Source organism: Bacteroidota bacterium (assembly GCA_016722565.1).
Taxonomy (GTDB): Bacteria; Bacteroidota; Bacteroidia; order 2-12-FULL-35-15; family 2-12-FULL-35-15; genus 2-12-FULL-35-15.
Map to the genome: position 1 here is coordinate 866,119 of JADKIU010000002.1, position 26,661 is coordinate 892,779.

21 protein-coding genes are annotated in these 26,661 nt (G+C 36.7%); 14 read left to right on the forward strand and 7 right to left on the reverse strand.

Annotated elements, in window-relative coordinates; all coding sequences use genetic code 11:
- The first annotated feature begins 67 nt into the window (after positions 1-67).
- From IPP64_09335 to IPP64_09370, 8 genes are all read left to right on the forward strand, one after another.
- Positions 68-4,267 (forward strand): T9SS type A sorting domain-containing protein, encoded by a 4,200-nt coding sequence (locus tag IPP64_09335; protein ID MBL0329601.1) that lies wholly within the window; start codon positions 68-70, stop codon positions 4,265-4,267.
- Positions 4,268-4,332: 65 nt separating this feature from the next.
- Positions 4,333-5,301, forward strand: coding sequence for a gliding motility-associated C-terminal domain-containing protein (locus IPP64_09340; GenBank protein MBL0329602.1), 969 nt, complete (start codon positions 4,333-4,335; stop codon positions 5,299-5,301).
- A 164-nt stretch (positions 5,302-5,465) separates the two neighbouring features.
- A complete protein-coding gene (locus IPP64_09345) occupies positions 5,466-6,422 on the forward strand; it encodes a T9SS type A sorting domain-containing protein (GenBank protein ID MBL0329603.1) in 957 nt (318 codons plus the stop codon).
- 121 nt (positions 6,423-6,543) lie between these two features.
- On the forward strand, positions 6,544-7,530 hold the full coding sequence (locus tag IPP64_09350) for an aldo/keto reductase (protein ID MBL0329604.1): 987 nt from the start codon (positions 6,544-6,546) through the stop codon (positions 7,528-7,530).
- Positions 7,531-7,532: 2 nt separating this feature from the next.
- A complete protein-coding gene (locus IPP64_09355) occupies positions 7,533-8,609 on the forward strand; it encodes a CoA transferase (GenBank protein ID MBL0329605.1) in 1,077 nt (358 codons plus the stop codon).
- A gap of 93 nt (positions 8,610-8,702) precedes the next feature.
- Positions 8,703-9,677 (forward strand): hypothetical protein, encoded by a 975-nt coding sequence (locus IPP64_09360; GenBank protein MBL0329606.1) that lies wholly within the window; start codon positions 8,703-8,705, stop codon positions 9,675-9,677.
- Positions 9,678-9,699: 22 nt separating this feature from the next.
- Positions 9,700-10,131, forward strand: a complete 432-nt coding sequence (locus IPP64_09365) for a GNAT family N-acetyltransferase (GenBank protein MBL0329607.1) — start codon at positions 9,700-9,702, stop codon at positions 10,129-10,131.
- A gap of 4 nt (positions 10,132-10,135) precedes the next feature.
- Positions 10,136-11,074 (forward strand): 2-dehydropantoate 2-reductase, encoded by a 939-nt coding sequence (locus IPP64_09370; GenBank protein MBL0329608.1) that lies wholly within the window; start codon positions 10,136-10,138, stop codon positions 11,072-11,074.
- On the opposite strand, the gene IPP64_09375 is transcribed toward IPP64_09370, so the two are convergent.
- The gene (locus IPP64_09375; protein MBL0329609.1) at positions 11,058-11,594 is read right to left on the reverse strand and encodes a hypothetical protein; all 537 of its coding nucleotides are present in this window, start codon (positions 11,592-11,594) and stop codon (positions 11,058-11,060) included. The genes IPP64_09370 and IPP64_09375 overlap by 17 nt on opposite strands.
- 89 nt (positions 11,595-11,683) lie before the next feature.
- On the opposite strand from IPP64_09375, the gene IPP64_09380 reads away from it, so the two are divergent.
- Positions 11,684-12,619, forward strand: a complete 936-nt coding sequence (locus tag IPP64_09380) for a hypothetical protein (GenBank protein ID MBL0329610.1) — start codon at positions 11,684-11,686, stop codon at positions 12,617-12,619.
- Here IPP64_09380 and IPP64_09385 read toward each other — a convergent pair.
- Together IPP64_09385 and IPP64_09390 are read right to left on the reverse strand one after the other, a co-directional pair.
- Positions 12,616-14,808 (reverse strand): glycoside hydrolase family 9 protein, encoded by a 2,193-nt coding sequence (locus IPP64_09385; protein ID MBL0329611.1) that lies wholly within the window; start codon positions 14,806-14,808, stop codon positions 12,616-12,618. The two genes, IPP64_09380 and IPP64_09385, sit on opposite strands and share 4 nt — an antisense overlap.
- A 317-nt stretch (positions 14,809-15,125) precedes the next feature.
- On the reverse strand, positions 15,126-15,863 hold the full coding sequence (locus IPP64_09390) for a hypothetical protein (GenBank protein MBL0329612.1): 738 nt from the start codon (positions 15,861-15,863) through the stop codon (positions 15,126-15,128).
- Between the two features lie 87 nt (positions 15,864-15,950).
- On the opposite strand from IPP64_09390, the gene IPP64_09395 reads away from it, so the two are divergent.
- Positions 15,951-16,247, forward strand: coding sequence for a septum formation initiator family protein (locus IPP64_09395; GenBank protein ID MBL0329613.1), 297 nt, complete (start codon positions 15,951-15,953; stop codon positions 16,245-16,247).
- Between the two features lie 108 nt (positions 16,248-16,355).
- Here the strand turns inward: IPP64_09395 and IPP64_09400 are convergent, their stop codons facing one another.
- The 4 genes from IPP64_09400 to IPP64_09415 all read right to left on the reverse strand — a co-directional run bounded on the left by IPP64_09400 (position 16,356) and on the right by IPP64_09415 (position 22,106).
- Positions 16,356-17,474: a T9SS type A sorting domain-containing protein gene (locus IPP64_09400; protein MBL0329614.1), complete on the reverse strand. Its 1,119-nt coding sequence runs from the start codon at positions 17,472-17,474 to the stop codon at positions 16,356-16,358.
- Positions 17,475-17,950: 476 nt separating this feature from the next.
- Positions 17,951-19,885, reverse strand: coding sequence for a T9SS type A sorting domain-containing protein (locus IPP64_09405; protein MBL0329615.1), 1,935 nt, complete (start codon positions 19,883-19,885; stop codon positions 17,951-17,953).
- A gap of 83 nt (positions 19,886-19,968) precedes the next feature.
- Positions 19,969-21,534, reverse strand: coding sequence for a methylmalonyl-CoA mutase family protein (locus IPP64_09410; protein MBL0329616.1), 1,566 nt, complete (start codon positions 21,532-21,534; stop codon positions 19,969-19,971).
- A gap of 86 nt (positions 21,535-21,620) precedes the next feature.
- Entirely contained in the window at positions 21,621-22,106 is a 486-nt protein-coding gene (locus IPP64_09415) for a hypothetical protein (protein ID MBL0329617.1), read from the reverse strand.
- A gap of 249 nt (positions 22,107-22,355) precedes the next feature.
- Here IPP64_09415 and IPP64_09420 point away from each other — a divergent pair, with 249 nt between their 5' ends.
- The 4 genes from IPP64_09420 to IPP64_09435 all read left to right on the forward strand — a co-directional run bounded on the left by IPP64_09420 (position 22,356) and on the right by IPP64_09435 (position 26,477).
- Positions 22,356-22,856 carry a DinB family protein gene (locus IPP64_09420; protein ID MBL0329618.1) on the forward strand — a complete coding sequence of 167 codons (501 nt, stop codon included), beginning with the start codon at positions 22,356-22,358 and terminating at the stop codon, positions 22,854-22,856.
- Between the two features lie 43 nt (positions 22,857-22,899).
- Entirely contained in the window at positions 22,900-24,168 is a 1,269-nt protein-coding gene (locus IPP64_09425; protein ID MBL0329619.1) for a hypothetical protein, read from the forward strand.
- A gap of 92 nt (positions 24,169-24,260) precedes the next feature.
- Complete coding sequence (locus IPP64_09430; GenBank protein MBL0329620.1) at positions 24,261-25,454, forward strand: pyridoxal phosphate-dependent aminotransferase; 1,194 nt, start codon at positions 24,261-24,263, stop codon at positions 25,452-25,454.
- A 33-nt stretch (positions 25,455-25,487) separates the two neighbouring features.
- Positions 25,488-26,477: a D-glycero-beta-D-manno-heptose-7-phosphate kinase gene (locus tag IPP64_09435; GenBank protein MBL0329621.1), complete on the forward strand. Its 990-nt coding sequence runs from the start codon at positions 25,488-25,490 to the stop codon at positions 26,475-26,477.
- Positions 26,478-26,661: the final 184 nt, after the last annotated feature.

The window sequence follows — 26,661 nt, forward strand, 5'->3', positions numbered from 1 at the left end:
AGCACCCTTACAAATTTCCCAAAATCGATCATAAATAATTTTCAAAATATTCCTAAAATAAAAACAAATGAAAAAACTTGTATCCGTTTTCCTGGGACTGCTCATTAGCACTTCCATTTACTCACAGACAGGAACAACATGTACCACCTCTTTGACATTGCCTTATGAGGATCCATCTTCAGAAATATTATTAAGTCAACAGCAAATAAGCCAATGGTATTTATTCACTTCAGAAAACACCAAAGTAGGAATTGGTTTATTAAATAAAATAAATCCTACTTCTGACAAAGTAATTAAAATGACACTTTGGGGAGGAACTTGCGGAACCTTAACAATAGTCGGAAGCGATACACTTTCTGATCCAAGCGACTCAGTTTTAAGAATTACCGCTCCTTCTATACTTTCAAATACTGTTTATTATTTACAAATAAATAAAATATCGACTACAGATATAATTGAATATAAACTAGGTATAGACTTTTTACTAGCACCACCATTGTGTTCAAATTGCAATTTAGCCGTATTGAATTCCTGTGATATGATTTGTAATGGAAGCTTCGAAGCGTATTCACCAACATTTCCGCCTCAACATAGCACAACGACTTTAAATTACATGAGTTATGCTTGTGGCTGGGGAAACCCATCTTATGATCCATCAACCTTATCTTCTGGAAGTACACCAGATTATTTTACGACTTTATCACCCCCGCCCTCCACAAGTTTTGCTAATTCGGTACATGTGCCAAATAATCAATTTGGAACCGAAACTACATTTCAAGGTACAGCTTATGCCGGTTTTTTTGCGAAAGCTAATTCCATTTCAACAACTGATTTTTGGCATGAATACATTTATCAGACATTGCGTTGTCCGCTTGATAGCGGAGTAACCTACAATGTACGATTTTATGTTAGCTTATCTGATAATTCTCTTTTGGCAACTAATTCAATCGGAGCAGCCTTCGTAGATAATTTTAACATTACTGTCAACGCAGGGAATGCGGGATTATTATTAGATAATACAGGTGCAGCTCCACAACCCCCAAATATTGTAAATACTACCTTTATTTCGGATACAAGCACTTGGACACTGATAACAGGGACTTATACAGCTAATGGTACGGAGGAGAATATTGTAATTGGAAATTTCGGCAATACTTCGATCACTCTTGGTTCTGGCTCAAGCCCTTCAGCATATTATTATCTCGATTCGGTTTCGGTTATTCCTGTTGATAGTATTTTTTCACTTGTTTCTGATGCCGATTCTACAATTTGTGATGGGGAGTCCGTTACAATTCAATCCCAAGTATTAGATTCCTTGAATGTCGATTATTATTACTGGACTTCAATTCCTATTGATACAAGCTTGATTGGTCAGGATTCAATGAGTATAATAACAGTTTCTCCTCATGATACTACGATCTATTACTCTACGATTGTTGTCGGCTCTTGCGATTGTACATTTCATGATACGATTCAAATAAATGTTGTGCCTTTACCTTCAAAACCATTGATTGATGGCGATTCATTAGTTTGTGTAGCAAGTACTTCAATACCCTATACAATTACAAATTATGACAGTACTTTGACATATTCGGTCACTGTCATTCCCGTAGGTGCTGGAGGAACAGCCTCAGCTGTTGATAGTCTTGGAGTATTTACGGTCGTCTATAATGATTTGCTTGGTGATACTTTACTGATAACGGTTATGGATTCTATGGGGTGTGATAGTTTTGCAGTATTTATTGTTAAGCCATGTTGTGTGTATGGAGATACAACTTTTGTAAACGATTCCGCATCACACATGATTGCGTATTACGGAACCTCAGTAATTAGCAATCAAAGTTTTTCTATCAATGGAACATTTACAATTGATCAAAATATGACTTGGAGCACCGATAGCGTAAAACTTGGAATGGATGCTATTATTGATATCCTACCAGGCGATACGTTATACATAACTAACGCTTCATTATTGTCAGCATGCGATATCATGTGGGATAGAATTCGAGTTCAATTTGGTTCACTTTTGCGGGTAGACAAAAATTCAGTAATTGAAGATGCAAAAATTGCAATCTATTCTGTTGCAGGTGGAAGATATATTTTGAATGGAGCTAGATTAAACAGAAATTTGAAACACATGGAACTAACTCCCTATACTGCAGCATCTCATACGGGAACAATCAGAGACACAAAATTTACGTGTCAACCAATTATTGGCTCGATTGCAACATTAAATCCTCCATTCGCTGGCGATAGAACCCATACTGGAATTGAGATTAACAGCGTATTGAGTGTTCAAGTTGGTTTAATCGGTTCTTCAAACCTAAACACATTTAAAAATATGAATTTAGGAATTCTAGCAACAAAAAGTTCTGTTAAAGTTTTGAATAACGATTTCAAAGACATGAATTTAGGAACGGTTCCATACTCAGGTATCGCTGCTATTAAAGTTATTGGCTATCCTTTGTTTCCATATTTTCCAAGAACCTTAACTGTTGGTGATGGAACCAGCGCAGGCTTGAATACATTTAAAAATTGTCATAATGGTATTTTATCTGAACAAAACATGAACGTAGTAGTTGACAGCAATGATTTTAAGCAAATTACACAAAAATGTGTGTTTATTAAAAACAGCAGAAGAACGAATACAGTTATTATTAGAGAAAATGATTTTTCCTCCTCTTTAATAGGAATCCATTGCTTAACCAATACAATCTGTAATACAAGTATTCGCGATAATAAAATACACAATATGAATAATTTTTCGAGAGGTATTTGGATACAGGAAATAAGTTCTTCAGGTGTTGGGGCATTTTACAGCGTGTATCATAATACGATAAAAACTGTTGAATATGGAATACAAGCTGAGAATTTAAATAAAGTGAATATTGACATGAACGATATAGAAACGGAACCTTATGCTTTACCAATTCTCCGTTCTGTCGGGATTCAAGTTTCAGGAAGTTATGGTGCACGTATTACTTCCAATAAAGTGAAAATTGTTCCATTGTCGTATGCAACAAAAAATGGAGGAATTGAAGCAAACATATCTCCTTTAAGCTATATCTATTGCAATACAGTGAAAGACATGGGATTCGGGATTAAATGTTCTGGTACAATGCCAAGTGATGTTTTTAACAATATTATCAACAATGATTTTTATGGCTTATGGCTGGCGAATAGTGGGTTTATCGGAAAACAAGATAATCCAACTATTGCAGGGCAACCAAGCTATAACAGATGGTCAAATATTCCAGTGACAGGTTCTAGCACTACAAGTAAAAGAACTTTTACATCTTTAAGTTCAATAGGTGATACAATTATTTATCGAATTGGAGCTTTTCCAAGCAGCTTAAATGCCTTATACAATCCAAATCCCACACTGGCTATTGGAGCTACACCTTTTACTTTAACTCCTACAACAAGCGGAACGTCATTTGCCCCTGCCTGTCCGGCTTTTCTATCTGAGAAGTTATTAAAAAGAGCACAAGATATAGCAGTTGAAAACATTAGTTTTCCTGGTAATGATTTAAACAGCAAATGGTTGAGCAAGCATGGGTTACTTGTAAACATACAAAATGACAGCATAGATGTAAGCGCAGACCCTATTTTGCAATCATTTGTAAATTTGTCGGCAACAGAAAATTTAGGCAAACTAATTGAGCTCAATGCCACAATTAGTGATCCTGATAAATACAACACGGCAGATATGACTAGTGCTCAGGCTATCAGTAATAGCATTTCACCAACAAATGATATTGAAACTAATCAAAAATTAATCAACGATATTGTTATCAATAATTATTTGGATAACATTACATATACTGCGTCTCAAATAGGCGATTTAAGAGTCCTGGCTAACAAATGTCCGTTTACTGATGGTGTTGGTGTTTATCAAGCACGTGTTTTATTATCGGAAGTAGATTCATTGGGCACATTCTATTACAATCCTTGTGAAACAGGAGAAGAAGTAAGAACGATGTCCTTTGCAAACAATGATATGGTTTCAGATGAAAATACTTCTATATTGATTTATCCAAATCCCGCGTCAAATCAACTCACAATTAATTATAAAGTTGAAGATACTGATGAAGCAGTTTTTGAGATTTACAATTTAATCGGTGAAAAAGTAATGATTCAAGTATTGAATGCAAGCAAAAATGAACAAACAATATCCGTTTCGTTATTAAATTCGGGTGTTTATTTTTACAAATACAGTATTAATGGCAGAAATGTGAAGGCCAGTAAGCTTGTTATTGTTAAATAAGACCGCTTAATAAGTAATTTAAACCCTTTGCGCATTATTGCGTAAAGGGTTTTATCTTTGTATAAATGTCAGGAATTAGGTTATATATTGTTTTTGTATTGTTTTCTCTAAGAATGGTTTCTCAAGTGAATCTTGTGCCTAATCCATCTTTTGAAGATACACTTCTTTGTCCAACTTCCATAAGTCAAATATACAATTCTGCTGGATGGGTTAACCCATCCACTTCATTAAACTCAACACCTGATTATTTTAATATATGTAATACGACTATTGTTAGTGTTCCAACAAATGGATTTGGCTTTCAAAATGCAAAAAATGGAAATGCCTATGCAGGTTTTTACGCTTACAACAAAGGCTTTCCAAACACCTATGAGTATATTGAAACAATGTTGTCGGACACTTTAAAAAAGGATTCAACATATTGCGTTTCATTCTATCTCAGTTTATCAGAACCATCAGCTTATTGCACAAACAATATAGGCGTTTATTTTTCAAACACTTTGGTTACAACTCCAACGAATATAATATTGGCTTCGCCTCAATTAATAAATACTACGGTTACTTTAACAGATAAGATTGAATGGATGAAGGTTGAATGGCAGTATATTGCTATTGGTGGAGAAAAATATATTACAATTGGAAACTTCAATAGTACTTTTACATCTGACACAATAAATGTTGGTGGAGTATGGGATTTTGCCTCGTATTATTACATAGACGATGTTTTTATTGGTGATTGCCTAAATAATAATTCAACAGTTAATATCACAATTCCTAATGTATTTACTCCTAACAATGATGATGTTAATGATAATTTTCAAATAACATCATCTAATCTAAAAATATTAAATTGCAAAATTTATAATCGTTGGGGAATATTGGTAGGAGAACTAAAAGATATAAATGATATGTGGGACGGCAGAACAACAGCAGGCATAGAATGTTCCGATGGTGTATATTTTTACATTCTCACAGCTAAAGGCATAGATGACAAAGAGTACAACCAAAGAGGTTTTGTACAATTAATAAAATGAAATTATTGATTCCTTTCTAATTTATATTCTAAAATCAGCAACCCTTTCCTTTTCTTTTTGTTACTTTTATATACCAATAAAATAAATGATGGAATATAGAAGACTAGGAAAACTAGGGTTACAAGTAAGCGCCTTTTACAAAGGGCTCGCTTTATAAAGATAAAATGAAAAAAATAATTTTCACACTTCTGCTTTTTGCTTTCTGCTTGTATGCTGAATCTCAAAACTTAATTCCGAATCCCAGTTTCGAAATTTACGACACTTGTCCATACAACCCTAGCCAAATTAACTTTGCACCCCCCTGGTTTTCTGCAAACACTGGCACACCTGATTACTTTAATTCATGCAACTCAAGCTTTTTTAATGTACCAAATAACTTCCTAGGCTACCAAACAGCGAAAAGTGGATTAGGTTATTGTGGATTAACATTCTATAACAATACAACGGCTGCTAATTTAAGAGAGTATATTGAAATCCAACTAAGTGACACACTTATTACTGGTGTTACTTATTGTGTAAGTTTTTACGTATCACTAGCAAATGTATCTCGATATGCCACAAGTAATATTTCAGCATACTTTAGCAATTCCATTTTAACTAACGCTACACAAAATTATATTAATGTTATTCCACAAATTCAAAATGACACAAATAACATTGTTACTGATACAGTAAATTGGTTTTTAGTTTGGGATACATATGTTGCTGTTGGAGGGGAAAAATATTTTACAATTGGTAATTTTGAAACAAACATAAATTCAAAAATTGATTCTATCGTAGGCAATTTTCAACCAGATGCCTACTATTATGTTGATGACATAAGCGTTATTGATTGTGATTCATTAGTTGGAATACCTGAACTTCCTAAAAAATCAAGCTTTCTTGTTTACCCAAATCCAAACATGGGTACAATGGAAGTATCATATTCTTTAAATGTGAATGAAACTGGCAGTTTTGAAATATATGAGATCTCTGGCAAAAAAGTTACAACCTTTTCTTTAAACAATAATGAGACTAAATTGAAAATTGAAAACAGCCAATTATCTGCAGGAGTATATTATTACAACATCCGAATTAATAACCAAATTATACAAACAGAGAAATTGATACTAGTAAAATAACATCAACAGTAACTTCCTAATAGCTTTTCGACCTTTTTCTTCTCTCCTTCCAATTTATATTCTAAAACCAACAACTATTTCCTTTTCTTTTTGTTACTTTTATATACCAATTAAATAAATGATGGAATATAGAAGACTAGGAAAATCAGGATTACAAGTAAGCGCTTTGTCCTTTGGATCATGGGTGACCTTCGCTCACCAAATTGAAAACAATGTAGCGGAAGAATGCATGAAAGTGGCATACGACAATGGCATCAACTTTTTTGACAATGCCGAAGCTTATGCCGGTGGAAAGTCGGAAGTTGTGATGGGTAACATTCTAAAAAAAATGAACTGGGACCGCTCTACTTATGTTGTTTCCAGTAAAGTTTTTTGGGGAGGAAAACTTCCCAACCAAATGGGGTTGAGCAAAAAACACATCGTAGAAGCCTGTAACAATGCACTCAAACGTTTGCAAGTAGACTACTTGGATTTATATTTTTGTCACCGCCCGGATAAAAACACACCCATCGAAGAATCCGTCCGCGCCATGGATACCTTGATTCAACAAGGGAAAATTTTATACTGGGGAACCAGCGAATGGAGCGCTCAGGAAATTATGGAAGCGTATAGCATCGCGCGTCAATACGGACTCACTCCCCCTACCATGGAGCAGCCACAATACAACATGTTTCACCGCGAAAAATTTGAAGTGGAATTTAATAAACTCTATTCTGAAATCGGTTTAGGAACAACAATCTGGTCGCCACTTGCATCCGGACTTCTTACCGGAAAATACAACAACGAAATTCCGAAAGACACCCGTTTCGAATTAGCAAACATGGAATGGCTAAAAAAAGAAGCACTCGGAGAAGAAGGCAAAGAAAAAATTGAAAAGGCTAGAATATTAGCAACACTCGCAAAAGAATTGGATACGAACCTGCCGCGCTTAGCATTGGCATGGTGCTTAAAAAATAAAAATGTAAGTACGGTTATCACCGGTGCCTCCAAAGTAGAACAACTAAAAGATAATTTACAGGCGTTAGAAGTAGTCGAAAAACTAACCGAAGAAGTGCTACTTTCGATTGAAACCATTCTGAACAATAAACCCAAACACCCCGCCTATTAATCATGAGTGGATTATTCAAAGATCTCAAAGTGGTTGAATTGGCGAATGTTTTAGCCGGACCCGCTGTTGGACTATTTTTTTCAGAACTGGGTGCGAAGGTGATCAAAGTTGAAAATAAATCAACCAACGGTGATGTAACGCGCAGCTGGAAATTGCCTTCTGAAAATGTTCAATCGAAAAGCTCTGCGTATTATGCAGCGGTCAACTGGAACAAAGCAACAGTGTTTGCTGATTTTAAAAATACTTCTGAAAAATTAAAAATTCATGCACTCATAAAAACAGCTGATGTTGTGATTGCAAATTATAAAAAAGGAGACGATGTAAAACTGGGCATGGATTACAATACGCTCAAAAAATTAAACCCGAAACTCATCTATGGACAGATTTCCGGATTTGGTGAAAACAGCAGCCGAACCGCATTTGATTTGGTATTGCAAGCGGAAACCGGTTTTATGTTTATGAACGGAACAACAACCAGCGGTCCTATAAAAATGCCGGTTGCACTGATTGATATTCTTGCTGCACACCAATTAAAAGAAGGGATTTTGGTGGCACTCCTCAACAAATTAAAAACAGGAAAAGGTGCAAAAGTATCGGTTTCACTATACGATGCGGCCATTGCATCGCTTGCCAACCAAGCAACCAACTGGCTGATGGCGAAACACAATCCGCAACCCATCGGTTCGTTGCATCCGAACATTGCACCTTATGGAGAATTGTTTTCCACGGCCGACAAAAAATTAATTGTATTAGCAGTTGGAAACGACAAACAATTTAAACAACTCTGTTCGGTTTTAAAATCAGAAAAATTAATCACCGACAAAAAATTTTCTACGAATAGCCAACGTGTAAAAAACAGAACAGCTTTGTTTGAAATTTTAAAAAAGGAAATAAAAAAACACAAGGCAACCGAATTGATGAAGCAATTTATTCAGAAAGATATTCCGGCAGGAAGAATAAAATCGGTGAAGGAAGCACTGGAAGAAAAACCGGCTAAACAACTTTTATTGAAAGAAAACACTGTATTGAACGGCCGTTCAATCAGAGTAAAATCTAACATCTTTAAGATAACTAATTAATTTACAATAACTTAACAAACTATTAAAAAAAGCATAATTTGGTTTATTTAGATAATTTACTTAAATTTGCGAATCTATAAAGTGCAAAAGAACATGTTAAAAAAGCTACTCATTTTTTTACTGATCATCTCTCCTATTGTTGCATCTGCACAATACAAAAATTCAAGTAAAAAAAAATCCAGTGTCCGCACCGGAAATTCTTTTGCTAAAAGAAAAAAACCTCGTCCAGAGTTTATTATCGGCATTGGCGCATCCAACTTTTTAGGAGAATTAGGTGGAGCAAATCAAATCGGTACTTTTTTTGTCCGCGACTTAGAATTCAAAGCAACTCGTCCATCCGCTCAGGTTGCCATTCGTTATAAATTTCACAACCGTTTTGCTGTAAAAGGTGGATATTATTATCAATTATTAAGTGGTAATGATAAACTTACCAAGGAACCTTTTAGAAACAACCGTAACTTACATTTCAGATCCAGTGTTCATGAGATTTCCGGACAAATGGAATTCTTCATTACTAAAGAACAACAAGGGGCGCGCTATCAAATCAAAAATGCAAAAGGTGTAAAGAATTATAACTTTCAAGCGTATGCATTTGTGGGTGTTGGTGGTATTTTCTACAATCCACAAGCAAGATACCGTGGTGCATGGGTAAACTTACAACCACTTGGTACCGAAGGTCAAGGCTTACCGGGCGGACCAAAAGCTTACTCCAGATTTTCTGTGGTAATTCCTTATGGTATTGGTGTGAAAGATGCGATTAACAAAGAATGGTCAATTGGTTTGGAAATCGGAATTCGCAAAACCTTCACCGATTATATGGATGATGTGAGTGGTGTTTATTATGATAACGATGCTATCAGAGCTGCAAAAGGTGATATGGCTGCTGATTTAGCAGATCCTTCATTGCTAAACATGCCTGAAGAATTGGGCGGCAATGCAAATGGTGGTTGGCAAAGTGCACCGGGTGAAGTAAGAGGTCACTCGAATCGTAAAGATGCATACATGTTCATTAATGTTACCGTTTCTTATAAAATCCCTGCAAAACGCAGAACGCGTTCTAAATTCTAAACTTCTGGAAACAAACGTTTCGATAATCATAAAAGAGCCTCAAACATCGCAAGAGTTTGAGGCTTATTATTTACTGCGCTACGAAGTACTTCGTAAACCATGGAATCAACCGGTTGGTAGCGAAAAGGACAATTTCGAAGACTCTTCCGTTCACATCATGGCCTGCGATCAAAACAACAACATTTTAGGGGTTTGTCGCTTGCAATACAACTCTCCTTCCGAAGCGCAATTGCGTTTTATGGGAGTGAGAGAAAACACACAAGGCTTAGGCATTGGCAAATTACTCATCGCCTATGCGGAAGAAAAAGCAAAACAACAAGGCGCAACAAAAATGATTTTGCAAGCCCGCGAAATTGCAGTTGACTTTTATAAAAAATGTGGCTATCAAATCGTTGAGAAAAGCTTTTTGATGTGGAATGAAATCCAACATTATTTAATGGAGAAACCATTATAACCCTATGCCAAAAACAAAAATAGCAATCCTTGGAATTGGCGCAGTTGGTGGCTACTTCGGTGGATTGCTTGCTGAAAAATATCTGCATTCTGAAAATGTAGAAATCATTTTTATTGCCCGCGAAAGAAGTGCAAAGATCATCAAAGAGAAAGGGTTAAAAATCATTACCCCACAAAACGAGAAAATCGTTTTCCCTCATCTTGTTTCAAACGATCCTAAAGAAATTGGAAAAATTGATTATTTAATCTGTTGCGTTAAAAGTTATGATTTGGCTGAAAGCATTCTCCAACTGAAAGAATGCATCCACCCCAACACCATAATTCTTCCATTGCTAAATGGCGTTGATGCAAAATCTATTATTCATTCGATTTTGCCAGACGCAATTGTTTGGGATGGCTGTGTATATATTATTTCAAGACTTACCGAACCCGGAGTGATTACCGAAGGAGGAAAAATTCACAGTTTATATTTTGGCTCCAATGAACATCCTGCTGCATTAAACGACTTTTTAAACCTTTTAAAAAATGCAGGAATTGATGCACACCTTTCTGAAAATAGTCAAGAAACCATTTGGGAAAAATTCATCTTTATCTCGGTTGTTGCCAGTATCACCAGCTACCTAAACAAAGCCATTGGTCCGGTTTTAGAAAACGAGGAACACAAAGCACTTACCCATCGCCTACTGAATGAACTCATAGCGGTTGCAACAGCCTCAAAAATTGTTTTACCAAAAACGATTTTTGAAAAAACAATGGCCACCATGGAGCGAATGCCTTATGAAACAACTTCGTCCATGCACAGTGATTTTCTAAAAGGAGGAAAAACGGAATATCGGTCGCTTACCGAATATGTTGTGAAACTTGGAGCCAAGGTAAATGTTAAAACACCTGAATACGAAAGGATCGTGAGTGCTTTAAAAGATAAGACTACATCTTATTCTTAATCAATTTGAATAGTGCTTTCGCAGATGCCTCATCAATTTGTAAGGCCATTTTTATTTCTTTCCCGTAATAATCAAACGCTAATTTTTCTCCTGCAATCGCCCAATAGGAATTGTTCAAATTTTCAAAAAAAGAATTTTCTTTGGTTTCAACAATTCGAAAGTCCTTTATAAAATCAAATTCATAAACAAGTATTTTCCCTCGTCCTCTCACGTCCCGTTTGTAAAACAATTTTCGTTCACGCAATTTAATTTTCTCCACACCAAACGCACGCCACATCACCGCTTTGTATATTTTATATTCAAAATACGCCCAAAATCCTAACCACACCATAATCGCAACACGTGTTTGTTCATCCGGAATTAAAAAATATTCTACAAAAACAACAATCCCACCCAAGGTCCACAAGGCAAACCACAAAAACAACATCCGATTCTTCATCTTGTCAACAGATGAAAGAATAACAATGCTGGTTTCGTTGTCAATCTTTTTAATACTTATTTTATCACCAATATATTCCATATAACGAGTTCAAATGATAGACAAAATTATCAATTAATTCTATATTTGTTCTACTAAACAAATGAATTCTTAAATTGTTAGTAGAGACCATGTCGAAAAAAGCAGAAACCAACGAATTAGGATTCGGAACAAAAACATCCAAACAAAAATCCCGATTAATCAATAAAGATGGCTCCTTCAATGTGGACCGAATCGAGGTTTCCAAATGGGGTTCTCTCAGCATCTATCATGCGCTAGTGTCCATGTCGTGGAGAAAATTCAACACCATCGTTTTCATATATTTCATTTTCATCAATTTAATTTTTGCCACCATATATTATTTCACCGGCATTGAAGGTTTAAAAGGTGTAGAAGCCACCACCGAAGCAGATAAGTTTTTAGAAGCTTTTTATTTTAGTACACAAACCTTTAGTACCGTTGGATTCGGACGCATATCACCCGTTGGAAACCTCACCAGCTCCATAGCAGCCATTGAATCGTTGGTTGGTTTACTTGGTTTTGCCTTGGCGACCGGTTTGCTTTACGGGCGTTTTTCTCGTCCTGTTGCCCATCTCATGTTTAGCAAAAATGCCATTATTGCTCCTTTTAAGGAAGGAAAAGCTTTTCAGTTTCGTCTGGCAAACAAAATGCGTAACAGTCAAATTTCAGATATGAACTGCAGAGTAACCGTTGCCAAACTTGAAAATGAAAACGGACAACTCATCAGACGATTCAGACCGCTCGAATTGGAATTAAAAAACATTATTTTCTTTCCGATGACATGGACCATCAATCACCCAATTGATGAAAACAGTCCGCTATTTGGAATGACTGCCAATGATATGAAAGAAGCAGATGTAGAATTTATGATTTCGTTAAACGGATTCGATGATACGTTCTCACAAAATGTATTCACACGCTATTCGTATACCCACGAAGAAATTATTTACGGAGCGAAATGGATAAGTGTTTTTAGTACAAACGAAAACGGTCAAACCTCTCAGGATCTAAACAAACTGAGTGAGTTTGAAAAATATCAGTTCTAATTTTTCACCATTTTCTTTACTTCCACTTGATTGTTCGTCACAAAACGAATGAAATAGATTCCGGAAGAAAGGTTTGTGACATCAATATCCAACAAACTGTTTGAACCAATCACTTCCTGTTGATTCAACACTTCCTTGCCATTTACATCTACAACGTGAATTGAAACAGCTGTATTTTCATGACCATAAAATTTCACGGCAATTTTATTTTCAGCAGGTTGAGGATACAGTGTTTCCACCAAACCGGTAGTTGCGGCAAGTTGTTGCACACCTGTTGTAATCACACAGGGATTGGTCGCGAATTTCGACAACATACGCACATAGGCAGCTTGGGTGTAGATTCCGGCTTCGGAGATGGTCCATGAATTAACCGGCCAACTGGTATTAAAATCTTTCCATGATTTTTGAATCGGCTGATTTTTGGGCGGATCCAAACTTTCAGCTACACACATCGCATTGTTTGCTGCGCTACCACAGCCACTCGGACAACAACCATCCCAATCATACGAAGGATTTACTCCGCCCGGAATAAAGCCCGGAGCCGGTCCATATGTTGAAACACCAACTTCATCCCACAAAGCACTTCCGTCATGAAACCAGCTATGATAAAAAGAAGTAACAGAGTTTTCTGCACCAAATTTCGACATGTTACTCAAATAGGTTTTTGAATTGGGATTGACACCATGAAAATAATGTAAGAAGCCCGAAGCAGCATTGGTATAGTTGGTTGCATTTCCCGCATCAAAATTATACCGATTCATGGCAAGAAACATATTCGCTTGCTTCGATTTTGTTTGATTGCTGTTCCACGTATAATTGCCATCGTTCAAATACGCACGATACGCATCGGTGCTGTTGGTGTATGCTGGAAGATTATCCGCATTCCAGACACTTAACGAATTGGTATACGCTGCATTAATTGCATTACGAACCGAAACCGTAGCTCCTGGCAAAGCTGCATAATACAAACACATATCTTGTTCAGGGCCTTCAAAAGGATACGCAAATGTCCACATCAATAAATGGATATTATTGTAATTGGCATCTACAAATGTTCGATAGGTAGTGTTACCGGTTAATGCATATAAATATACTGCTGCTCCAAATTTTCTGCACAAGGTTCCGTAGGCATCCAACTCTTGTTCACCTGCAGCTAAAACGCCTGAATTGTAAAAGGTCACACTCGGGTTAGCGTTTGCCCATGTCCATGCATTTATCGCAGCTGTTTGTAAAGTTGTTCCATAGGTGGTCATTCCAATGGCATTGTATTGTTTGGCTGCTAATGCAAAAATACCTGCGGCAGATAATGTTGCTGAAGTATTGGCAGGACCATATCTTCTGGCTGTGCCATCAGCCGAAGGCGGACTCGCACCTCCACCACCAATCACACTTAATACAGAACCATCTGAATTTTGCATTTTTAATAACCAATCCAATTCATACTTCACCTCATCTAAAATATCCGGAATACTATTTCCTGACTCCGGAATGTTGTAATCATCGGCCCAAACACTTGGTCTTTCTTCATACGCCAAGAGCATATCGCACAAGGTGCTCCAGGTAAAATTTACATATTTGTTGTAGTCGCCCGCATCGTACCAGCCACCGGAAAGATTTTTAGACGTTCCAACTGTTGGTGATGAATACAATCGACAATCCAAATCTTGCTGAGTTCCTAAATGACTCGCTCCATCTACATAACCGGTATCGACAAAGGGATAGGATTTAGCAAAGCCACAACGCTGATAATAAAACATGCGCATACTAATTTTTAATACATCATTGTACACACAATCGTTGATTTCAAATCGATACGATCCAACATTGTTTGTTGGATCAAATACATAATAACTACCCGGTGCTACCACCGATGAAAAATCGAACCAATAAACAACATCACCGGATTGTGCATGTGTTGCACCGCTGTTCCAAACAGTGATTGCTCCAGAAAAAACAATTGCATCGGTTATCCAGTTTCGAACTTGATAGGTTGTGCCGGGAGCAAAAGAAAAAGCAGAATTATACCCAATTTGCGGATCACTGATGACCGCTATTTTTTGATCGGTGGTTTTATAACCGAATTGATCAATTTTTATAAACTGAGTAATGGTTGCCGGAACTGCCACTGCAAAAAGTGATACAACAAAAAAGCAGATACTCAAACTGAGGTGTTTAGTAGATTTTCCCATAGTAGTTTTATTATATAATCAAAAATAGACCAAATTACTTGCAAATACAACAAAAGCCGATTGGAGTCGGCTTCTGTTGCATGGATGTATTACTAACTTTAAAATTGGGGGTTACACAATTACTGAAATCACAATCTTAGAAAAAATGGTGATGCAGATTTTTTTTGTTTGTTGCATGCGAGAGAGATTTTGATTTAATCAAATATAGTAGCTCATGTGCAGCAAATGCAAGTGCAAAAAACTTGTTTTATTTGCAGTCGGAGAAAAGTAAAAAAGAACAAATCTCTTTTATATCAATAGAAACAGACTGATTATCATTATTTTTCAGGAACCAGATATTTCCCGAATTTATCGGTGGTAATTTTGGGTAATTGCTTTTTGTTTTCGAAATAATCGTATCCGGCTTTGATATTTTTCCAAAATTCGAGGTGTTTCGCATTTTTTTCTGCCAAGAAACTCATTCCACTGGCATTCAGACGTGTCGGAAAAATATGAACTGGAATTGTTTGTTGTCCGTTGTTTCTTGCTTCCACAGCTAAAACATACACTTCTTTAATGTAGGTATCTGTAAGAGGCATACAGCCAATCGTAACGCAACTACCATGAATCATGATATCACCACCCAAGTTTCCTTTCCCGATTAGTTTATCGCTGGCATTGGGATAGTTAATTCCTAAGGATAAATGATAACTGCTATACGGATTAAATACCGCTACATTATAAAACCCTTCCGGCACCTGTCCGTCACCCTGCTGGCGTTTGGGGCCTAATTCTCCAGAAGAAGCACAAATGGCATAGGTTTTAAATAATTTAAATTCCTTTTCTCCCAGCGATTTCAACCACACCTCCAGCACTTTCTCCTCTTTAAACACTCGGATAAACAGTTCAAAATTTTCCTTGATGTCCTTCTTTTTCAATTCTGCTTTTAAGCCTTCCCATTTTTCAGTATAAGCAGATTTTACACGAGTTGCTTTTTGCTGTGTTACTTTAAATGATTGGGCTGTGGCCGTATATGAAATTAGTAAAGCGATTAAAAATGAAAGACCTTTTTGCATATTGTTAATTTTTTAGTTGATAACGTATTTCAAACGAGCAATATTTCGGCCAAAAACACATTAATTTTGTCTAAATTAAGCATTGAAATGAAAAAAGCACTTACTCTTTTAAAAAATAAATACCTGATTACTGTTGTTCTTTTAACGGTTTGGGTTGTTTTTTTTGACAAAAACGATCTGCGCACACAATTGGAATTCAGAAAAGAGGTAAAAAAATTAGAAGAAGAACGAAATTACTTTGCAAAAGAAATAAATAGCATTACCTCCAGCCTGAAAGAATTATATACCAATCCGAAAACACTTGAAAAATTTGCGCGTGAAGAATATTTAATGAAACGCGACAATGAAGATATCTTTGTAATTGTAGAAGAGCAACAAAAATAAAAAGCCTACAAGTATATTTTGTAAATCGATATTATAAAAATTATCAAGGCACCAATAAATATTGTACCGAATAGAATATCATTTAATTTCAATCTCATAAAAACGTCCCTACTTTACAATTAATCGTTTACTATATATTTTATTGTTGCTAGATGCAGTAATCAAATAAGCTCCTTTCGGTAAATTCCCATCTTGATTAATTGCAACAAGCTCATTGTTTGATTTTGTGATTATGACTTTCGTAAATAATTCTTTTCCGAGCACATCTCTTAAAACCACCAATACTTCTTGTTCACCGAATTGATTTAATTCCAAATATGAAATAGCACTTTCATCTAAAGGGTTAGGGAACAAATTAATGGACGACTCTCCATTAGGATGGTATTCAACCGGAACAATATTTGAATGAGAAACAAAACCATTGTAATCGGTTTGAGCTAAGCGATAATACGATAATCCTTCATACGGACTTCTATCCATATCAAAGTAATTGATGATGGAAGTACTATTTCCGGCACCATCTACTTGGAATAAATCTTCAAAAATTTGTGCATCCTTGCTCTTTTGAATGGTAAAATAATCATTGTTGGTCTCAGAAGCAGTTGTCCAAGTGACTTCCACTTTATCCGCATTCAAATGTGCATCAAAACTGAGCAACTCCATTGGAAGTGCCGTTGCACAATTTACTGTTGCTGTACCACCGGTGGTAATTGAAAAGGTGTTCCCTCCACCACCGTATTGATTGATTAATATATAATAACATTGACCTGCCGTAACGGCTAAATCTTGCACCCATTGGTTTCCGGCTGCGCCTTCCGTTAAATCAGTAGCTGGAGCATTATTGGCTGAGTTAATTCCGGTATTATCAGAACCACCAACAGCTGCATAAGAGCATCTTATTGGTGCAGTTGTAGTAGAAATCGGACAGGTTGGATTTGGCCCCCACATTCCCCAGTCCATGTCGTTACTCCCTCCATTTGGATTTAAAGTAAATTGAAAAGTTCCTGTGGTAGAAAAACAGACACTGTACCAATAGGATCTATTAGTTGACTCATTACTTGTCAAGCAGCCTCTGTTTCCGACAACCAACTCAGCATCATTCGAACCATTGGCGCATGTTCCGGTAACACCTCCACTGCATAAAGCAACCTGGGAAGTACAATCTCCTTGAGAAAATGCAAGATTAATTGATAATAAAGCAATGGGGATTAAGAATAGTTTTTTCATGATTATTGTTCCTGCTCTTTAATTTCACATGGAGCACAAGCCTTCATCACAAACAAGTCAACAACATACCCTCTATCGGTCAAATCTTTTCTAAAGTCTGCTTCCAAAACCGTTTCGTTTGAATAAAACTCGAAACAATCTGTTACATCATTAAAATGAGGAAGAATTTAAATTTTTCTTGAAGTGTAAACGCTATTTCTTTCGCTTTCACGAAATTGTCAACCCCACCTAATTTAATGGTATATAAAAACCCATTATCAAAGCGTTGTATCGTACTCTCCTCTTGAGAAAAGGAGTTTAAAAAATAAAAAACAAAATAAAAACAGGAGTAGTGGTTTTTTCATAAAATTCTGTAAATCCAAAATCAATCTTTAGACGAAATTACATCAAAAAGGTTGCGCAAAACAATAAACTGAGGTGAATTATCACTATTCGTATGTTAAAAACTCTTGAACCCTGAGAAAAACAAGAAAAACCTATTTTACAATCAACTTTTTGTAAAAAAACTGATTCTTCGAAGTGGCTGTAACATAGTAAACTCCGGAAGCGAGTCTGCTACATGGGGCTATTGAATATCTTTCTTGAGACGCATTTTTAATACGAATCGTTGTTGAGCCACAATCTTTTCCCAAGGCATCATTAATCACAATTTTCATTTCATCTTCACGACCAGAAATTAAGACGTCAATCAGTGTTCCATCTGAAGGGTTCTGTAGTAATTCGAAGGAAGTAGCATTTTCATCCGCAAAAATCACTTTCTCCAAATGTGAATACGAATGATTTCCATCAAAATCTGTTTGTTTCAAACGATAAAAGGACATGCCATCGAAAGGGGTATTATCTTTCGTTGAATAATTTAAGACAGAGGTACTGTTTCCTGCACCATTTAAAGTGACAAAAGGAATATAATTGATGCCATCCAGCGTCTTCTCAATAGTAAAATAATCGTTGGATGATTCTGATGCAGTTGTCCATTCAACACAAACCTCATTCCCACAGGCGATTGCAGAAAAATTAAGCAGTTCAATCGGCAAAGGGCTAACGGCATTATCAAGCGTTCCGATTGTATAATAACCATCACCAAAGGTATTATAAACCAAACCGGAAAACGTAATTCTATCACCTGAAAGTGTAGGAACAATCGCTGACTCTGTCCAGCTGCCTGAAAGTCCCGATCGATATAGTAATTTATAATTTGAGGCAGTAGAAGCTGATGGGGATCCCATCCCTCCATCACTGATATCAAAGGTTAAATTAACGGTTTCATCTGTGCCACCAATATGCGTAAAATCGAGATACCAAATTCGCTCCCAACGACCAACCCACGAACCGGCACTCATTCCACCGATATCTGAAAAATTCATTCCGTTTGCACCTGATTGATGGCCATAAACTAAATATTCATTGTTTTCAAAAGTAACACCACCTTGTGTTGCTTCTAAACCTCCACTAACAGAAGAAGAAGAAGTTGTATTTATTGCTGTTGCAGATGCCTCTCTTCCAATTCCTGCAACCTCAAAATCATAATTTCCATTTGCAGGAGTGTCTCCAGCATATTTATCGTTTGCGACTGTTAATCCATATTTTGCAGCCAAATGGCTATTCAATATATGAATCTGCGCATTGTTTAAATTATAATTATACACAAGCACCTCAGCAATATAACCTTTCATGCCACCAAGAGCCGGCTGATAGTGGTGACCGATTTGAGGAACCGGAGGCACATAATTAGCATCAGCAGAAGACACGGTAGTTTCTAAAGTTCCATCCACAAAAAGATCGTACACTTTTGTAGCACCCGGAATTTGTCGATAGTTTATAATTTGATAAGAAGCGGTATTCACAGTGGACGTGCTAACTGGCCCTCCAAGACCACCTCCGCCACCATCTCTTTTCTGGAAGCCATACCTATTGGTATTGCTAACTTTAAAACTGCATAATTCATTCGCCTCTGCCCCTGGCAATCCTCTATCAATAATATAATCTCCGGCACCATCACCTTGAGTTCCTGCAACAAATGAAGTGTCTTTAAATACAACGATATAAGTATAACCCACATTGTTAGCTATTCCAGGAAAAGCAGTAGCAGTAATAAAGGTTGTTCCAACAAATCTCAATGCAGGTAAACCATTTACTGCATTCGTAATATATCTTGGTTTCCTTGCAGCCGTAAGCTGAATTGCATTATTTGCTAATCCCGATTGATCATTCCATTGTTGAACCAAATTTGTATTGGAAGCAAGTGTTGTTCCTGCATCATTAAATACAGCAACATCTGCTTTAACCCAAAATCTAATTTGATTCACAGAGGTTGTATTCGTTCCAACACCTGCAGGACCTGTTTGAGAATAAACAACGGAAAAAAACGGATAAATTGAGACAACAAACGAAAGGAATAATCTATTAATCATACAGGTCGGAGCTTCAATTTCTTAGGATTACATAGACGAAAAAAAACAATAAAGGTTACCGAATTCAGGGTCTATCTTAATTTTTATCCCGTAAACTCACCAAACACTCCGCGCATAGTATCCGCAATCTCCCCTAAAGTAGCATAATTTTCAGCCGCTTCTAAGATAGTTGGCATAAGGTTAACGTCTGCCTTTGCATCCGACTCTAATTTCGAAAGGATTGCTTTTACTTTCTCATTGTCCCGCTCCGACTTCACCTTGTTTATTTTGTCGATTTGCAACTGACGGATGGAATCATCTACCGTAAAAATATCTTTTAATGGCGCTTCTTCGCTGGTGAATTTATTTACACCAACGATAATCTTTTCTCCGGTTTGAATATCATTTTGGTATTTATAAGCCGATGCAGCAATTTCATTTTGCATATATCCTTGCTCAATTGCTGCCACAGAACCTCCCATCGCATCAATTTTGTGAATATAATCCCATGCCGCAGCCTCTACTTCATTGGTCAACGCTTCCACAAAATAAGAACCTGCCAGCGGATCTACTGTTTCGGTAATACCACTTTCATACCCCACAATTTGCTGTGTTCTTAGGGCGATTCTAGCTGCTTCCTCCGTTGGTAAAGCAATTGCTTCATCAAATCCATTGGTATGCAAACTTTGGGTCCCGCCCAATACAGCCGACATCGCCTGAATGGTTACCCTTGGAATGTTATTTTGTGGCTGTTGAGCTGTTAAGGTTGAACCACCTGTTTGAGTATGAAAACGCAACATCTGTGCACGCGGGTCGGTTGCTCCCAATTCCTTGGTGATTTTTGCCCACATTCTACGAGCTGCCCTGAACTTCGCCACTTCCTCAAACATGTTGTTATGGGCATTAAAGAAAAACGAAAGTCGCTTTGCAAAAACATTGATATCCAACCCTTTATCTATTGCTGCTTTAAGATATGCTTTACCATTTGCAAGGGTAAAAGCCAACTCCTGAACAGCCGTTGAACCCGCCTCACGGATATGGTATCCGGAAATAGAAATGGTATTCCATTTTGGAACCTCTTTGCTGCAATATTCAAAAATATCGGTGATGATGCGCATGCTCGGTTTCGGAGGATAAATATAGGTTCCGCGTGCTGCATATTCTTTTAAAATATCATTTTGAATGGTTCCTGAAATTTTCTTTAAATCAGCACCCTGCTTTTTGGCCAAAGCGATATACATTGACAACAAAATAGAAGCCGTTGAATTGATGGTCATGGAAGTGGTAATGTTCTCCAACTTAATTCCATCAAACAAAATCTCAATATCTCTTAACGAATCAATTGCAACACCGGCTTTACCAACTTCACCATCTGCAAAATCATGACTGCTGTCATACCCAATTTGAGTTGGCAAATCAAAGGCAACAGACAATCCGGTGGTACCGTTGTTCAACAAATAGTGATAACGCTTGTTCGACTCTTCAGCTGTTGAAAATCCTGCATATTGACGCATTGTCCACAACTTACTGCGGTACATGGTTGGCTGCACACCTCTTGTAAAAGGAAATTCACCCGGTTGCTCTTCCGGCACCTCCAATTTAGAGTATACCCGTTTGATTTCAATTCCTGAATCCGTTAAAAACTTGTCTTTGCGTTCTTTTTCTTCCATAAAAAATATGTTGATTCGTTAATTAGGTGAATTAAGTTAATTTGGTTCTACCCATTTCCCTAATTCACCTATTCAACTTATTTAACTTAAAATTCTTTCCCAATCTCCTTTTTAATAAAATCGATGGCCGCTTTTGTTGGTAATTCCGACAATTGGGAAGACACACCCACAATCGCCTGCGCCAATTCCATTGCTGAAGATTGCGCTGTTGTTCGGGTAGCTGCCACATTAATTAATTTAATGGTTTCTTCTTTTGCTTTTACAACAGCATCCCACGACTTGGTACTCATGTAAATCTGTTGTGATAAATTGTGTTCAAATTCGGTACGCACCGCTTTTAATATTTCACTTTGAAAATCTTGCGCCCCTCCTGTTTTGTTCATTCGCATCACCATACTCGTTGGATTGATGCGCTCTAAAAACAAAATTACGCGCTCATACGCTTGCAAACGAATGGGTGTAATGACGGTTTGATTCGCCAATTTTAAATCGACCGTGCGTTTTCTGTTTTCATGGTCCAAAAAGTTTTTTACCAGATAATAAGCCGTTAAAAACACAATGGCCGAAGGCAAAAGTATTTTATAATTTCAAAAAGTGGATCCATAGTTCTTTTGTTTATAAGGTTATGTATTCATGAATAATGCTGAAATCTGATTAAGATACAGCCAATTCTTTGACTTCATAAATTGTATGGCTTAATTCATTTTCAAAGGCTAAATATCGCATTTTTTTAGAGAATAAGTAAATCAAAAGAGATATTCATTCATGCATCCTGACTATCATTATTTTAATTAAACTTGCACCACTAAAAACCAAGAGCTATGTATAGAAAAATTGAAGATTTTATCACCGATTGGGGATACGAAAGTAAAGGAACACTGAACCTTTTTAAGCACATCACCAACGATGGCTTAAACAAAAAAGATCATGAAAATGTGAGAAGTATTGCCGTTTTGGCTTGGCACATCACCATCACCCTAAATGAAATGCTCAACAAGGCAGGATTAATGGTAACCGGTCCGGATGAACACAGCAAACCTCCAGCAACCATTACAGAAATAATCGAGGCTTACCAACAATCGGCAAAATCTGTTACTGAGCAGGTTCAAAAACAGTGGACAGATGCATCGTTATTGGAAGAAAAAAACATGTATGGGGAGAACTGGAAAAATGGAGTTACACTTTCTGTTTTAATAAAACACCAAGCGCACCACCGTGGGCAATTGACGGTATTGATGCGTCAAGCAGGGTTGATGGTTCCGGGATTGTACGGACCGGCTAAAGAAGATTGGGCAAAATACAATTTGCCAACAGCCGACTAAGACACAACCATCTACGAGAAATGCGTCTTTACAAAAAAAAGCCATGAAAAAAATAGTACTACTTGTCTTCATTTTGATTGCCACAAAAGCAATTTCCCAGGAACATTGGGAGGATAATTTTTGGCGAGAAGAAGGCAAAAAAAGATATGCGAAAACCTTGACGATGGCTGGATTATACACCGCATTTTACGACAATGGCAAAATCAAATGGCAAGGAAAATGTTTGGAGAATGGCACCCCGGATAGTGTTTGGGTGTATTTTGATAAGGAAGGCAATAAATTGTGGGAAGGAGAATATACCGGGAATTATTATGAGTACAAAAAATATTTTGATTACGATTCAGAAGATAATTATAAGCAAATTCCTCGCTGGGATACTTCAATTATTGGGAATTATCAAAATGGATTAAAAAATGGAGAATGGCAAGAGTATGATTATAACGGTAAATACATAAAGAAAAAAGGTCAATTTGTGAATGGCGAACCTACAGGTATTTGGCTAGAATTTGAAGAACATACAAAACAAACGATTGAAAGGAAAGTGACGAAGTGTGCCGAATATAATTATGCTACCCAAACGCGAATATTATTTAAAAGAGACAGTATTAACGGGAGTACCCATATTGATTCATTAAATTATGCATCTCAATATGGTTTAACAGGACATGGGCGTCAAAACAACTACCATACAAATGATGCAATAAATCTCTGTTTCCTTGGCACCTTCCAATACATTAATTTTTCTTCACTTAACAACTACTTTCATCAACCTAATTATAATAAAATTGATAGTCCATTAAAGTCTGTAGGCATAGAACTTTCAGCAAGGGCAATAGAAAGAATGTATTGGTCTTTCTATGCAAATTGGACACCAGCGGTGTCTTTACAAGCAAATGACTCAATCAGACTACGACTGTCTGGTTCTTCATATACATTAAATTTAGGCATTGATCTATTTTATAAAAATGAATTTTTAGATTTATCTCCAACTGTTGGATTGGGATTTCAGCAGCTTAAATTAAAAGTATTAAAGACTCAAAATCCTGACTCAACGGCATTTGCATTTAATGAAGGCGATTATAGGGTGTATCGAAACTCTGCCCCTACTTTAAATGCAATGCTCAATTTTCGTATGAATTTAGGTGTTTTCTCGTTCAATATTTCGGGCGGCTATCTACTTGATTGCTCGAGTTCTAAATGGCGATATAATGGCAAACTACTGAGCAATTCTCCCAAAACATCGCTCTCTTCACCATTTGTGATTGCCAGCATTGGTTTTCATCTATACAATGGTGATAGTAGTGATGAATAATTTAACATTAAAAAACAACCACTTATCTCATTTATTCGCTTGCATAACACAATTTTAGTAGATTTGTGTTCTCTAAACGCTAATTAATTATTATGAGCAAATTATCTGATAGAATAAAGAACCTAGCAGAATCACAAACCTTAGCAATGGCGAAAAAAAGTCGCGAATTGCAAGCGCAAGGAAAAGACATCATCAGCTTGAGTATTGGGGAACCCGATTTCAATACACCGGACTTTATCAAAGAAGCTGCAAAAAAAGCAATCGATAATAATATCACTCGCTACTCACCCGTTGCCGGTTATCCCGATTTACGGAAAGCGATTTCAGAAAAATTTAAACGAGATAACAATCTGAACTATGCACCCGACCAAATCATTGTTTCTACTGGAGCAAAACAGTCGATTGCAAATATCATTCTCAGCTTAGTTAATCCGGGTGAAGAAGTGATTGTTCCCATCCCATATTGGGTGAGCTATATCGAAACGATTAAATTAGCAGAAGGTATTCCCGTTACAATCCCTACTTCTGTTGAATCCAATTTTAAAATTTCTCCGGAGCAACTCAAAAAAGCGATTACCTCTAAAACAAAAATGATTGTGTTCAGCACCCCTTGCAATCCAAGTGGTTCTGTCTATAATAAAGAAGAATTAAAAGCATTGGCTGAGGTTGTCATTCAATACCCCGACATCTACATCATCTCTGATGAAATATATGAATACATCAATTTCATTGGCAAACACGAAAGCATTGCGCAATTTGATTTTATTTACGACCGCGTTATTACGGTAAATGGTGTATCAAAAGGGTATGCCATGACCGGATGGAGAATTGGATATATCGGTGCTCCGAAATGGATTGCCGATGCCTGCGAAAAAATGCAAGGTCAATTTACTTCAGGAACGTCCTCTATTTCTCAAATGGCTGCATTGGAAGCTGTGAAAGCTGATCCGAAAGTGAGTTACGAAATGAGAGACGCATTCAAAAACCGAAGAGACATTGTTTTAAATCTTTTAAAAGAAATTCCGGGCTTAAAAACAACCACTCCGGATGGTGCTTTTTATATTTTCTTCGACATCTCTTCCTACTTTGGTAAGTCGTATAAGAGTTACACGATTAAAAACTCACACGATTTAAGTATGTTCTTGTTAGAGGAAGGAAACATCGCATTGGTTTCAGGTGATGCTTTTGGTGATGACAATTGTATTCGTTTTTCGTATGCTGCTGCTGAAAAAACATTAATTGAAGCGGTGAAAAGAATCAAAGATACCTTGGTAAAATTAGCGTAAACCAACCTATTCTTAAGAAACAAAAGAACAATAATGAATTCGATTCAGGATACATTCAAAGCATTTAACAAACTCAATGTGCTCATCATTGGAGATGTGATGATTGATGCGTATATGTGGGGAAATGTGAATCGCATTTCACCCGAAGCACCTGTTCCCATTGTTGCCATCCATAAAAAAGAAAACCGTTTGGGTGGTGCAGCCAATGTTGCACTAAATATTCAGGCAATGGGTGCCAACCCCATCCTTTGCTCCGTAATCGGAGAGGATGATGGAGCCAAAGTTTTCTTAGATTTACTTAAAGGCAACAAACTTTCGAATAAAGGAATTATCAAAAGTAAAAGACGCATCACGACTGTTAAAACAAGAGTGATCAGTAGCAACCATCAAATGTTGCGTGTGGATGAAGAAATTGAAAGCAACATTGATACAAAAGAAAACACCGCTTTGTTTTCTGAAATAAAAAAACTCGTTGCTAGCGAAAAAATCAATGTGATTATTTTTGAAGATTACGACAAAGGTACCATCACTCCGGATTTAATTAAAAATGTGGTTGCATTGGCGAAACAAAAAGGCATTCCGACTGTTGTAGATCCAAAGAAAAAGAACTTCATGGCGTACACCGGAGTTACTTTATTTAAACCAAATTTGAAGGAATTGAAAGAAGGGTTGAAAATGGATTTTGATCATACCAACATCAAAGAATTAGACAAAGTAGTCGCTGGTTTTATCAAAAAACAAAACATTACAACCGCATTGATTACACTTTCAGAAAAAGGAGTGTATATCCACAGTGCAAAATCAAAAAACCTCGTACCTGCTCATATTCGTAACATTTCGGATGTTTCCGGTGCCGGTGATACCGTTGTGAGTATAGCTGCACTTTGTTTAGCATCTAAACTTTCTCCGGTTACTACAGCTACGTTGGCCAACTTAGCAGGAGGTTTGGTTTGTGAAAAAGTAGGCGTTGTGCCCATCGATAAAAAACAGTTGCTGCAAGAAGCGTTGAAACTAAAATTATAAAAAGTTGGCAATAGTTAAATAAATCAATAAGCGAAGCTTATAAATCATATAAAAAATCAAAGCACAAAGAAAAAATCATTTTTTATCCTGAAGATCATAAAAATCTGCGTTCCAATTTAAAGCATACTAGTGAACAAATTAACTAATTAACCAGTGAGCCAATCAGTAACCCCATACAAAGATT

Bases quoted from the DNA above. Each gene is read 5' to 3' on its own strand.
- IPP64_09335 (MBL0329601.1), top strand. From the start codon at position 68: ATGAAAAAACTTGTATCCGTTTTCCTGGGACTGCTCATTAGCACTTCC.
- IPP64_09340 (MBL0329602.1), top strand. From the start codon at position 4,333: ATGTCAGGAATTAGGTTATATATTGTTTTTGTATTGTTTTCTCTAAGA.
- IPP64_09345 (MBL0329603.1), top strand. From the start codon at position 5,466: ATGAAAAAAATAATTTTCACACTTCTGCTTTTTGCTTTCTGCTTGTAT.
- IPP64_09350 (MBL0329604.1), top strand. From the start codon at position 6,544: ATGGAATATAGAAGACTAGGAAAATCAGGATTACAAGTAAGCGCTTTG.
- IPP64_09355 (MBL0329605.1), top strand. From the start codon at position 7,533: ATGAGTGGATTATTCAAAGATCTCAAAGTGGTTGAATTGGCGAATGTT.
- IPP64_09360 (MBL0329606.1), top strand. From the start codon at position 8,703: ATGTTAAAAAAGCTACTCATTTTTTTACTGATCATCTCTCCTATTGTT.
- IPP64_09370 (MBL0329608.1), top strand. From the start codon at position 10,136: ATGCCAAAAACAAAAATAGCAATCCTTGGAATTGGCGCAGTTGGTGGC.
- IPP64_09375 (MBL0329609.1), bottom strand. From the start codon at position 11,594: ATGGAATATATTGGTGATAAAATAAGTATTAAAAAGATTGACAACGAA.
- IPP64_09380 (MBL0329610.1), top strand. From the start codon at position 11,684: ATGTCGAAAAAAGCAGAAACCAACGAATTAGGATTCGGAACAAAAACA.
- IPP64_09385 (MBL0329611.1), bottom strand. From the start codon at position 14,808: ATGGGAAAATCTACTAAACACCTCAGTTTGAGTATCTGCTTTTTTGTT.
- IPP64_09390 (MBL0329612.1), bottom strand. From the start codon at position 15,863: ATGCAAAAAGGTCTTTCATTTTTAATCGCTTTACTAATTTCATATACG.
- IPP64_09395 (MBL0329613.1), top strand. From the start codon at position 15,951: ATGAAAAAAGCACTTACTCTTTTAAAAAATAAATACCTGATTACTGTT.
- IPP64_09400 (MBL0329614.1), bottom strand. From the start codon at position 17,474: ATGAAAAAACTATTCTTAATCCCCATTGCTTTATTATCAATTAATCTT.
- IPP64_09405 (MBL0329615.1), bottom strand. From the start codon at position 19,885: ATGATTAATAGATTATTCCTTTCGTTTGTTGTCTCAATTTATCCGTTT.
- IPP64_09410 (MBL0329616.1), bottom strand. From the start codon at position 21,534: ATGGAAGAAAAAGAACGCAAAGACAAGTTTTTAACGGATTCAGGAATT.
- IPP64_09420 (MBL0329618.1), top strand. From the start codon at position 22,356: ATGTATAGAAAAATTGAAGATTTTATCACCGATTGGGGATACGAAAGT.
- IPP64_09425 (MBL0329619.1), top strand. From the start codon at position 22,900: ATGAAAAAAATAGTACTACTTGTCTTCATTTTGATTGCCACAAAAGCA.
- IPP64_09430 (MBL0329620.1), top strand. From the start codon at position 24,261: ATGAGCAAATTATCTGATAGAATAAAGAACCTAGCAGAATCACAAACC.
- IPP64_09435 (MBL0329621.1), top strand. From the start codon at position 25,488: ATGAATTCGATTCAGGATACATTCAAAGCATTTAACAAACTCAATGTG.